Origin of the sequence: Pseudomonas corrugata (assembly GCF_050920615.1) — a bacterium.
Classification (GTDB): Bacteria; Pseudomonadota; Gammaproteobacteria; order Pseudomonadales; family Pseudomonadaceae; genus Aquipseudomonas; species Aquipseudomonas corrugata.
Genome location: NZ_CP130434.1, coordinates 4,554,409 through 4,564,505 on the forward strand (window position 1 = coordinate 4,554,409; position 10,097 = coordinate 4,564,505).

General features: G+C 60.8%; 10 protein-coding genes. 6 read left to right on the plus strand and 4 right to left on the minus strand.

The annotated features are described in order from the left end of the window. Nucleotides 1–75 precede the first annotated feature (75 nt). Nucleotides 76–726 carry a GNAT family N-acetyltransferase gene (locus tag QZH45_RS19965; RefSeq protein ID WP_024781001.1) on the minus strand — a complete coding sequence of 217 codons (651 nt, stop codon included), beginning with the start codon at nucleotides 724–726 and terminating at the stop codon, nucleotides 76–78. A gap of 249 nt (nucleotides 727–975) precedes the next feature. Here QZH45_RS19965 and xthA point away from each other — a divergent pair, with 249 nt between their 5' ends. From xthA to QZH45_RS19980, 3 genes are all read left to right on the plus strand, one after another. Next, nucleotides 976–1,788: an exodeoxyribonuclease III gene (gene xthA, locus QZH45_RS19970; protein WP_024781000.1), complete on the plus strand. Its 813-nt coding sequence runs from the start codon at nucleotides 976–978 to the stop codon at nucleotides 1,786–1,788. A 185-nt stretch (nucleotides 1,789–1,973) separates the two neighbouring features. Continuing rightward, nucleotides 1,974–3,305: a substrate-binding domain-containing protein gene (locus QZH45_RS19975; protein ID WP_053194303.1), complete on the plus strand. Its 1,332-nt coding sequence runs from the start codon at nucleotides 1,974–1,976 to the stop codon at nucleotides 3,303–3,305. 491 nt (nucleotides 3,306–3,796) lie between these two features. Beyond that, on the plus strand, nucleotides 3,797–4,129 hold the full coding sequence (locus QZH45_RS19980; RefSeq protein ID WP_024780998.1) for a DUF6124 family protein: 333 nt from the start codon (nucleotides 3,797–3,799) through the stop codon (nucleotides 4,127–4,129). A gap of 200 nt (nucleotides 4,130–4,329) precedes the next feature. Here the strand turns inward: QZH45_RS19980 and QZH45_RS19985 are convergent, their stop codons facing one another. After that, the gene (locus QZH45_RS19985; RefSeq protein ID WP_055135503.1) at nucleotides 4,330–5,568 is read right to left on the minus strand and encodes a M20/M25/M40 family metallo-hydrolase; all 1,239 of its coding nucleotides are present in this window, start codon (nucleotides 5,566–5,568) and stop codon (nucleotides 4,330–4,332) included. Nucleotides 5,569–5,777: 209 nt separating this feature from the next. On the opposite strand from QZH45_RS19985, the gene QZH45_RS19990 reads away from it, so the two are divergent. The 3 genes from QZH45_RS19990 to QZH45_RS20000 all read left to right on the plus strand — a co-directional run bounded on the left by QZH45_RS19990 (nucleotide 5,778) and on the right by QZH45_RS20000 (nucleotide 9,192). Next, nucleotides 5,778–6,707, plus strand: coding sequence for an alpha/beta fold hydrolase (locus QZH45_RS19990; RefSeq protein ID WP_024780996.1), 930 nt, complete (start codon nucleotides 5,778–5,780; stop codon nucleotides 6,705–6,707). A 131-nt stretch (nucleotides 6,708–6,838) separates the two neighbouring features. Next, the gene (gene hglS / locus QZH45_RS19995) at nucleotides 6,839–8,215 is read left to right on the plus strand and encodes a 2-oxoadipate dioxygenase/decarboxylase HglS (protein WP_024780995.1); all 1,377 of its coding nucleotides are present in this window, start codon (nucleotides 6,839–6,841) and stop codon (nucleotides 8,213–8,215) included. A 458-nt stretch (nucleotides 8,216–8,673) separates the two neighbouring features. Next, nucleotides 8,674–9,192 (plus strand): Hcp family type VI secretion system effector, encoded by a 519-nt coding sequence (locus QZH45_RS20000; RefSeq protein WP_055135502.1) that lies wholly within the window; start codon nucleotides 8,674–8,676, stop codon nucleotides 9,190–9,192. A 370-nt stretch (nucleotides 9,193–9,562) separates the two neighbouring features. Here QZH45_RS20000 and QZH45_RS20005 read toward each other — a convergent pair whose 3' ends face one another. Both QZH45_RS20005 and QZH45_RS20010 read right to left on the minus strand, forming a co-directional pair. Then, nucleotides 9,563–9,775, minus strand: a complete 213-nt coding sequence (locus QZH45_RS20005; protein WP_024780993.1) for a hypothetical protein — start codon at nucleotides 9,773–9,775, stop codon at nucleotides 9,563–9,565. Between the two features lie 30 nt (nucleotides 9,776–9,805). Further along, the gene (locus QZH45_RS20010) at nucleotides 9,806–10,048 is read right to left on the minus strand and encodes a hypothetical protein (protein WP_055135501.1); all 243 of its coding nucleotides are present in this window, start codon (nucleotides 10,046–10,048) and stop codon (nucleotides 9,806–9,808) included. Nucleotides 10,049–10,097: the final 49 nt, after the last annotated feature.

The window sequence follows — 10,097 nt, forward strand, 5'->3', positions numbered from 1 at the left end:
GCGCGGATGCTAACACGGGCTTGGGAGCCTGATAGAACCGGACATGTCTCAAAAGTTCGCAGACCGGGAGCAGGTTCAGGCCGATGCGCTTTGCAAAACCTGGGGATTGGGGTGGAAGAACACGTGCTCGCGGATCGGTCCGACCGCAATCTCACCGATTTCCTCATACCCCTGGCGCTTATAGAACTCCAGGTACCGCGGGTTGCCGGTGTCCAGTACCACACCCTGGGAGTGCTCATCCACCGCGCACCAGTTGTGCACCGCCTGGAGCAACTGCTCGCCAAAATGCTTGCCCTGAAACTGTGGATGCACCCCCAGCAGCGGCAGCACATGGACCGCGTCCGACGGCAGACAACCCGTCACCGCCGCGTGGTATTCCAGGTAGCGCCGGGTGCAACGGAAACCGGTACTCAACACCATGCGCAGGCGCCAGGCCCAGCTTTCGGTGATGCCCAGGCGGCGTTGGGGGGGAGCGATCAGGGCGATACCGATCAGCCGGTCATTGACCAACAAGCCGATGGCTGGCAACTCCTGGAGAAAATGCTGCTTGACCAGCTCCCGCACCGTCGCCCTCACCCGTTGCTCATAACCCGGGCGCTCGGACTCGAACAGGTAGCTGAACGTCGGCTCATGGCGATAGGCCTGGTACAGCAACGAACGGGCTTCACGGGAATAGCCGCTGTCGAGCATGTGGATATCGGCGATGGCGGTGGCGGTTTCAGGCATGGTGGGGAATCTCCTGGGCGGGCTTGGTGAGGCCTGGGCGGGGGCTTTGTGGGAGCAAGGCATGCCCGCGATACAAGCGCCACGATCTCTGAAAGATCGCGTTAGCTTTATCGCGGGCAAGCCTTGCTCCCACAGTTTGCTCCTACAGAGCCCTCGCTACAGGACATTAGCAGTGCATTTGTCCTACTGCCACGCTGGCTCCTCTCCGACATGTCAGCTAGCATCGCAGTTTTGCCAGGACAGCCGACCATGAAGATCGTCTCCTTCAACATCAACGGGCTGCGCGCCCGCCCCCATCAGCTGGCGGCGCTGATCGAGAAACATCAGCCGGACGTAATCGGCCTGCAGGAAACCAAGGTCCACGATGAACAATTCCCCCTGGCCGAAGTGCAAGCCTTGGGTTACCACGTGCATTACCACGGGCAAAAAGGCCATTACGGCGTCGCCCTGCTCTCCCGTCAGGCGCCGCTGAGCCTGTACAAAGGTTTCGAGGGCGACGATGAAGACGCCCAACGGCGCTTTATCTGGGGCACGTTCGCCGATGCCAATGGCGTGCCGGTCACCATCATGAACGGCTATTTCCCACAAGGTGAAAGCCGTGATCATCCAACCAAGTTCCCGGCCAAGGAACGTTTCTACAGCGATCTGCAGCTGCTGCTGGAAAGCCGCTTCAGCAGCGACCAGCCCGTGGTAGTGATGGGCGACGTGAACATCTCCCCGGAAGACTGCGACATCGGCATCGGCCCGGACAACATGAAGCGCTGGCTGAAGACCGGAAAATGCAGCTTCCTGCCGGAAGAGCGCGAATGGATGGCCCGTCTGAAGAACTGGGGCCTGGTGGACAGCTTCCGCCACCTGAACCCGGATGTCACCGACCGCTTCAGCTGGTTCGACTACCGCAGCCGCGGCTTCGAGGACGAACCCAAGCGCGGCCTGCGCATCGACCTGATCCTGACCTCCCACGGCCTGCTGCCACGGGTCAAGGATGCCGGCGTGGACTATGAACTGCGGGGCATGGAGAAACCTTCGGACCATGCGCCGATCTGGCTGCAATTGAGCTGATCCCAAGACCTGCACTATGGGAGCGAGCCTGCTCGCGATTGCGGTGGGTCCGCTTGCATTGATGTTGAATGTGCCGCCGTCATCGCGAGCAGGCTCGCTCCCACAAGGGTCGAGGGTGATTGTCATCTCTCAGTAACCTGACTGACTTAATCTTCCGGCATTCTCTGGGTTCAAAAGGTGCCGAGATGCGGCTTCGGGTGGGTTGTTTCGTGCTGTGGCTGCCGCTCGCGGCCTCGGCCACCGATCTGCCGGTTCCCGAGCAGCGTCCTGCCTTGCGCATACAGGGTTCGAACACCATTGGCGCGACACTCGGTCCGGCCCTGGCCAAGGGGTTGATGGAAGATCAGGGCCTGCTCAAGGTCAGCAGCGAAATCACCGGCCATGACAACGAGCAGCGCATCGTCGGCCGGACCGCCGATGGCCGGCGCGTGGAGATCGACATCGCCGCCCACGGCTCCAGCACCGGATTCGCCGCCCTCAAGCAGGGCAACGCCGATCTGGCCGCCGCTTCCCGGCCGATCAAGGACAACGAGCTGAAGGAGCTGCTGCCCCTGGGGGATCTGAAAAGTCCTACGGCCGAGCAGGTCATCGCCATTGATGGCCTGGCTATTATCCTTCACCCACGCAACCCGCTGCGTCAGTTGAACACGGTGCAACTGGCGAAAATTTTCAGCGGCGAAGCGAAGACCTGGGAGTCGGTGGGCAGCGTCGGCGGGCCGATACGGCTCTACGCCCGGGATGACCGGTCCGGCACTTACGACACCTTCAAGGAACTGGTGCTCAACCGCCAGGGCAAACGACTGGATCCCGCCGCCCTGCGCTTCGAATCCAGCGAACAGTTGTCCGATGCCGTCAGCCAGGATCCCCAAGGCATCGGTTTCATCGGTTTGCCCTATGTACGCCAGGCGAAGGCGCTGGCGATTGCCGACGGCGATTCCCAACCCATGTTGCCGTTGAACAACCTGATTGCCACTGAGGACTACCCGTTGTCCCGGCGGTTGTTCTTCTACCTGCCGCCCCAGACGAGCACCCCATGGGCCGAGGCGCTGGTGGCGTTCACCCAAAGCGACAAGGGCCAGGCCATCGTCGCGGCGAACGGGTTCATCGCCCAGACCGTTCGGGCCATGGCCGTCACGCCCAATGCGTTGATGCCGGAGGGCTACCAGGCCTTGAGCCGCCACGCCCAACGCCTGACCGTCAACTTCCGCTTCGCCGAAGGCAGCGCCAGCCTCGACAACAAGGCCCGCCAGGACCTGAGCCGCGTGCTCGACTACCTCCGACAACACGGCAAAACCGAACGGCATGTCACGCTGGTGGGTTTCGGCGACGCCAAGGACGATCCGGCGCGAGCGGACCTGCTGTCCAAGTTGCGGGCCATGGCGGTGCGACGTGAGCTGGTCAGGAACGGCGTGACGCTGCGGGAAGTACGCGGGTTCGGCGCGCTGATGCCAGTGGCGGCCAATAGCGAGGATGAAGGCCGGATCAGGAATCGGCGGGTGGAGGTTTGGGTGTACTGAAATCTTCCGACCGCCCCCCTGTGGCGAGGGGATTTTGTGGGAGCAAGGCTTGCCCGCGATACAGGCGCTCGGTTCCCCGGTAAATCGCGTGACGTTCATCGCGGGCAAGCCTTGCTCCCACAAAAAATCCCTCGCTCCAGGAACCCGGTGTTTACTGAATTCGTTGCGATGTAGGCCGCAACCACATCGCCTTGCGCCATTGCCTACAACTACGCCAGAATCCGCCGGCTTGTGCGCCTTGGGCCCCCGGCTTTATCGTTTTCCGGTCGCTGACGAATCAGCGATCGGGTTTGGTAGCCCGGTTTTCCTGGCGCATTGTGCAACCGGATGCAGGGGACGTTTTTGTCTTCTATTTGATGGTGGTCATGCGTAGGGCGTCCTCGGACGCGCCGGGTGCCAGGTAACCGGTCTACCAACCTTCGTATGGCCGCCACCCTTCGTTTGGTAGCGAGAGAGTGATGGCTCCAATTTAATTACCTGGAGCTTCAACCATGTTCAAAGTAACCCCCAACCCACCGAACACCGATCCCAACGCATCGGAACTCGACAAAGCCGCCAAGCGCGCCCTCGATTTCTACCTCAAGCCCCACCCGACCGAAGCGAAGACCGATCCAGGCCAACTCTTCACCGTGGTCAACGGCGTCGACACCGAGTGCCTGCTCGCCAACCTCAGTGAAACCCTGTCCTCGGCCAACGCCATGGTCAGCGACCTGGCGTTCGAGCTGGACGGCTCGCGGCGGCATGTGGCCCTGGGCATCCAGCAATTGATCGAACTGAGTGGATTGCTGGCTAACCGGGCGCTGGATAACGTCGACCCGCGCTAGCCAATTCCACACACCCCTTTGTGGCGAGGGGACTTTGTGGGAGCAAGGCTTGCCCGCGATACAGGCGCTCGGTTACCCGGTCAATCGCGTGAGCTTTATCGCGGGCAAGCCTTGCTCCCACAGGATTCCTCGCCACAGGGGGTATGCCTTAACCCACTGGGGATTGCCCCTCCACAGGATTTTGCACTGGGTCCTGATGGCTACCCTCCTGCCAACTCCATGATCATCCGCGACAGCAGATAAACCCGTGGCACGACGCTTTCCACTTCCGCGTATTCCTCGGGCGTATGGATGTTGCCACCGACAATCCCGAAACCGTCCAGCGTCGGCGTGCCGACCCCGGCCGACAGGCTGGCGTCCGCCGCGCCGCCGCTGCCCTCTTCGGTGAGTTTGCGTCCCAGCTCGCCATAGATGCCCTGGGCCATGGCCATCAGGCGATCCGACTCCGCCGTCTGCGGCATTGGCGGCAGGCCACGTTTCAGGCTGGTGGTGACCTCGGTGTCGGCGATCAGTTTGCCCTGGGACACACGGGCCAGGTCTTTTTCGATACGGTCGAACTCTTCCGGCACGGCGGCCCGCACGTCAGCCTTGGCGGTGGCCTTGTCGGGGATCACGTTGGTGCGGTCGCCCGCGTTGAGCACCGTGAAGTTGATGGTGGTTTTCTTGTCCGCGTCGCCGAGCTTGCCGAGTTGGAGAATCTGGTGCGCCGCTTCCATCGCCGCATTGCGCCCCAGTTCCGGCGCCACACCAGCGTGGGACGCCTTGCCCTTGACCTCCACCAGCGCCGTGGCACTGCCCTTGCGCCACACCACCAGGCCGTCGGCCGGGCGCCCCGGCTCCAGGTTGAGGGTCACGTCATGGGCCTTGGCGGTTTTCTTGATCAGGTCCGTGGCGACGTCCGAGCCGGTTTCTTCGCTGGCGTCGAGCAGGAACGTGATCTGCGCGTAATTCTTGAAGTCCAGGTGCTTGAGCACCTTCAACGCATAGATGCCAGCGACGATGCCCCCCTTGTTGTCCATCACGCCAGGCCCATAGGCGCGGCCGTCCTTGATGTGGAACGGACGCTCGGCAGCCGAGCCTTCCTTGAACACCGTGTCCATGTGAGCCATCAGCAGGATCTTCGCCTTGCCGGTACCCTTGAGGGTCGCCAGGATGTGCTGGCTGCCGTCGGAATTCGGCACCTTTTCAATGCTGGCGCCCAGCTTCTTCAACTCATCGACGGCAATGTCGCCGACCTGGGTCAGCCCCGGCACGTAGCCGGACCCGGAATCGATGTTCACCAGTTTTTCGAGCAGTGCCAGGGCCTCGCCCTTGTACTGTTCGGCATCGGCGAGGACCTTTTGATTCGGCTGTGCGAAGGCGGCGGGCGCCAAGGCACCAAGGGCCAGGCTCAGGCCCAGACTCACGGCCAGACGGGAGCGCAAAGCGGTAATCATCATGATTCATCCTTGTTCCGTAAAGAAAGACTGCAGGGGCACCCTAACCCGAGCCCATGGGCAGCCGCTACCCGAAGGCGGGGGATTTAATTCCTGTAGTCCTCTGCGGATTTTGGCTATACATGACAAGGGGTATGCGCAGACAAGCACCGTTTGCCCCATCGGCCCAGGTTGGCCGAACACATTCCGTTGTGGTTCATGGAGAGAAAGGCATGCTGTTGTTGTGGGTGATCCTCGCTGTATTCGTTGTCTGGAGCTGGCTGACCTATCCGAGCATCGGCCAGGTGCTGTTCGACCTGAGCATGGCCGTGGAAACGCGTCTTTCCCGGTTGCACAAGATCACCGTGCCCATCAGCGAAATGACGGTGTCGACCCTGCAAGGCGGACCTTACGAAGCGTCCGGCTGCATCCTGATGCTGCATGGCTACAGTGCCGACAAGAACCTCTGGCTGCGATTCGCCCGGCCCTTCGTCCGTGACTACCGGGTGCTGATCCCCGACCTGCCCGGCCATGGTGAAACCGGCTTCAAGGCCGGCGGCAGATATGACATTCCGACCCAGGCCCGACGGGTGATCGAGTTGCTCGATGCCTGTGGCCTGGACAAGGTTCATGTGATCGGCAACTCCATGGGCGGTTACCTGGCAGCCTGGCTGGCAGCCACTTCGCCTGAGCGCGTGCTGACCCTGGCGCTGCTCAATCCGGCCGGCGTCACGTCTCCCCAGCCCAGTGACATGGAGCGCCAGGTGGCCGCCGGCCGGAACCCATCCCTCATGCGTTCGCGCAGTGACTTTCCACCGTTCTATGCGATGACCATGGACTCACCGCCCTGGGTACCGAAGGTGGTATTGGCGGCGGTGGCCGATAAATATGTCAGGTGCCGGGAAGAATTGGCGGAGATCTACGCGGACTTTAACGCCAGCCCGCCGATGGAGCCGCGTCTGGTCGACATCCAAGCCCCGTCGCTGCTGCTCTGGGGCCACCAGGACCGGATGATCGACGTCAGCTGCGTGCCGGTGTGGAGCAAGGGCATCGCCGATCTGCGGGTGGAAATCTGGGACGGGCTCGGCCACCTGCCGCCCATAGAAAAACCGGAACGGACAGCGGCGTTGTATCGGGGGTTTCTCAAGGGGTTGGGACAGTGAACGTCCTGTGGGATCAGTCCCTGGCAGAATGAAGTCCTGAAGATTCTTCGTTTGCGGGGGCTGGAGAAGGCTGCGATCTTTCGTTCCACTTTCATTCCCAATTCCCACAGCCCAAACCAGGAATTCTCACCATGAGTTTCGTCAGTCCCGACCTGATCCGCCAACGCTTCTCCAGGGCGATGTCCGACATGTACCGCGACGAAGTGCCCCTGTACGGCACACTGATGAATCTGGTGGAACAGACCAATGCCCAGGTGCTGGTCAACGACCCACAACTGGCCGAACACCTGGACAACACCGGCGAACGCGAGCGCCTGGACCTCGAACGCCACGGCGCGATCCGCGTTGGCACGGCTGCGGAGCTGGCGACCCTGAGCCGGCTGTTCGCGGTCATGGGCATGCAGCCGGTGGGCTATTACGACCTCACGCCTGCCGGGGTACCGGTGCACTCCACAGCCTTTCGCGCCGTGCATGAAAGCGCCCTGCAGGTCAGCCCGTTCCGGGTGTTCACCTCGTTGCTGCGCCTGGAACTGATCGACAACCCCGAGCTGCGGGCGTTTGCCGAATCGGTGTTGGCTGAACGGCAGATCTTTACGCCCAAGGCCCTTGAGTTCATCGAGTTGGCTGAACGCCAGGGCGGACTGACGCTAGCCCAGGCAGACGACTTCGTCCTACAGGCCCTGGAAACGTTTCGCTGGCACCACAGCGCCACCGTCACCGCCGAACAGTACCGTCAACTCAGTGCCCAGCACCGGCTGATCGCTGACGTGGTGGCCTTCAAGGGCCCGCACATCAATCACCTGACACCGCGTACCCTGGACATCGACATTGTCCAGGCGCAGATGCCCGTGCATGGCATCACCCCCAAAGCGGTGATTGAAGGCCCGCCCCGTCGCCAATGCCCGATCCTGCTGCGCCAGACCAGTTTCAAGGCACTCGACGAGCCTGTCGCGTTCACTGACCAGCCGCATGCCCAAGGCAGTCACAGCGCCCGCTTTGGTGAAATCGAACAACGGGGCGCCGCCCTCACGCCCAAGGGCCGTGCGCTCTACGATCAGTTGCTGAACGCGGCGCGGGATGCCTTGGGGGAGTTTCCCAACGAGGCCAACGCTGCGCGCTACAACACCTTGATGACCGAACACTTTGCGCCGTTCCCGGACAGCCACGATGAGTTGCGTCGACAGGCACTGGCGTACTTCCGCTACTTCGTGACGCAAAAGGGCCTGGCCGCCAAAGGCACCCTTGAGCCATCGACGACGCTGGAGCAATTGGTTCAACAGCAATACCTGCGCGCCGAACCGCTGGTGTATGAAGATTTCCTGCCGGTCAGCGCCGCCGGTATCTTCCAGTCGAACCTCGGCGATGACGCCCAGAGTCATTACGCCGGACAATCCAATCGCCAGGCCTTCGAAGCGGCGTTGGGACGAACGACGATCGATGAGCTGGGGCTGTACGCCGAGACGCAACAGCGCTCCATTGATGAGTGCAGGATGGCGTTGGGTTTGTAGGCGCGCGGGTTCCTGCACATGCCTGGAAAGATTCCATGCCGGGAACTGATCTGTGGCGAGGGGATAAATCCCCTCGCCACAAGAGTTTATGGCGCTTTTATTTCTCTGAGCTGACCCGCATCAGGCTGCTGCGCAGGCCGGTGGGATTGTCTCTGCCACAAGACCGGGACTGGCAAAAAATGCACACCTGCTTTCGCCATGAAACCCATCAATCGAGTCGTTGTGTCTATGCTCACGGGCTCACAACCGTTGCGCAAGAAACTGCGCGGCACTGCGCAGGCCGTTGCGCACATCCTGTCCAAATAGCCGGATAAAGACTCGACAGCCTTCCTATAAAAGCAACTAACCAATTGAAATAAGAGTACTTTTTTAAAAATGGCATAGCTCTTGATAACCCTTCCGGCACCTCGGACGATCCCGTCCGGGGTTCTTTAGTTATCCAGCAAGGAGAGCATCCATTGGCTACCCCCGCGTACATGTCCATCGAAGGCACCAAACAAGGTCTGATCACTGCCGGCGCGTTTACTGCCGACTCGGTGGGCAACACCTATCAGGAGGGTCATGAAGACCAGGTCATGGTGCAGGGTTTCCAGCATCAGGTCATCACTCCGCGCGATCCGCAGTCCGGCCAGCCAACCGGTCAGCGCGTGCATAAACCGCTGGTCATTACCAAGGTCTTCGACAAGGCTTCGCCGCTGCTGCTGGCAGCCCTGACCTGCGGTGAACGCCTGACCAAGGTTGAAATCCAGTGGTACCGCACTTCAGCTGCCGGCACCCAGGAGCACTACTACACCACCACACTGGAAGACGCGATCATCGTCGATATCAAGGACTACATGCTCAACTGCCAGGACCCGGCAAATGCGCACTTCACCCATCTGGAAGATGTACATTTCACCTATCGCAAGATTACTTGGACTCACGAAGTCAGCGGAACGTCGGGCTCCGATGATTGGCGCACGCCGGTTGCCGGTTAATACCGGGACAGCCGTTCAGGCATCGGCCGGCGCTGCTGGTCGATGTGCGTAAACCAAGAGGGATGTTTCAGGCGGTGTTCGCCCAGTGCTTCGGCCTCGGCATTCCATGCACTGGTAAAGAGCCAGACACTGGGCGAACGGGCTCAATAATAGTGGAACTTTCAAGCCCTGTCCGCCTCACGGCTATAAATAATTATTCACTTCTGGATTATTTAAATGCCAGAACTCACTTGCTCATTCAATTAATCGTTTGACTGAGTTTCAGAACTTGGACCCTGTCAGCATCTATACAACTTGTTACACAATTGTAAAATCCAGTACAACCATCACCCGATAAACATGTAATGCGTCACAAAAAACCTGACAATAGTTATACATCGCCCTTTCTATTGGATCGATATGAGGGGGTGGCGTCATGGCGTCCGGATTTTTGCGCATCGGTCTCTCCCGCTCCGGGGTTCCCTTCCTGCTGCTTGCGCTTGGCCGGGTCGTTCGGGCGCAGGGCATCGTTATCGCGTTCCACTTCGCCGGGCAGCGCCGGCTCATCGGGGTTGTGTGTGGTGTGATCGGGGATGTTCATCATGGCTGCTCCTGGGGTGTTCGGGCTCGCTCATCAGGCATCGGGGTCGGCAACTTCTTCGGCGACGTTGGCATCCGGGGACCGCTGGTGGAGCTGTTCGGCCCGGGTCTTGAGCTCTTGCCATTGCGCCAGGTCGATAGCCCCTTGACCGAACAGGTCGTTGGCCATCTGCATCAACTCGGTGAAATGGGCATCGGGTGACTGCTGCCAATAGGCATTGTCGTCGAACAGTCGTTGCCAATCGGCCAGCGACGGGGGTTTGAGGTCATCGCTCATGACGGGCTCCTGTTAGGCCTTGTCCGGGCATTCATAACGTATGAGGGAG